Origin of the sequence: Liquorilactobacillus sicerae (genome assembly GCF_029916425.1) — a bacterium.
Lineage (GTDB): Bacteria > Bacillota > Bacilli > Lactobacillales > Lactobacillaceae > Liquorilactobacillus > Liquorilactobacillus sicerae.
Window position 1 is genome coordinate 1 of record NZ_JAHAVQ010000109.1, and the last position, 593, is coordinate 593.

At 37.3% G+C, this 593-nt stretch carries 1 protein-coding gene; it reads left to right on the plus strand.

Annotated features, from left to right (window positions below; translation table 11 throughout):
* Positions 1-63 precede the first annotated feature (63 nt).
* The coding region (locus KH893_RS11490) for a hypothetical protein (RefSeq protein ID WP_281166239.1) at positions 64-593 on the plus strand (530 nt) is incomplete at its 3' end.

Here is a 593-nt window from a genome sequence, read left to right on the forward strand (position 1 = left end):
GTGGAAAAACCGTGTGCGTTTATGCAAGAGACTGAAATCTCGCGACAGGACATAATCAATACCGTGGGATCTCGTCATGAAAGAGGAAGACTGACGGTTTTAATAATTGATGATACTTTGGATACACAACGTACGAGCGATATAAATAGTTTTGCAAATGTGAATTTTCCATTAATATTGCTGAAAGTAAGATCGGGAGTAAAACTTGATCAGTGTGTCCTAGAACTTTTAAATCTTGGAATAGTGGATATCATAACGAATTTAAAGATGAGCCATGCAACTTATATTACAGAAATGTTAAGAAGCTATAGAGCGGTTTCTGGCTTGTCCATAGATTATAATTCTTACCTTCGTTTCTCCCCTGTATTATTTGCATCTTGTCACGTAAATTCTTATAGAGAGTTGATTGGTGAGAATACTCGCAAGGTGGTAAGACTCGTTAATAGTGTGAGCCACTCTAGATTCGAAATTGGATACAACACTGGTTGGCCATTCTTCTATTTAACTCCATCCTCGGAGAATGTAGACATAAGAGGTTGGACAGAAGGACTTTTGAATCACATCAATCATTTAGGTGGTTATTTACCATTTGG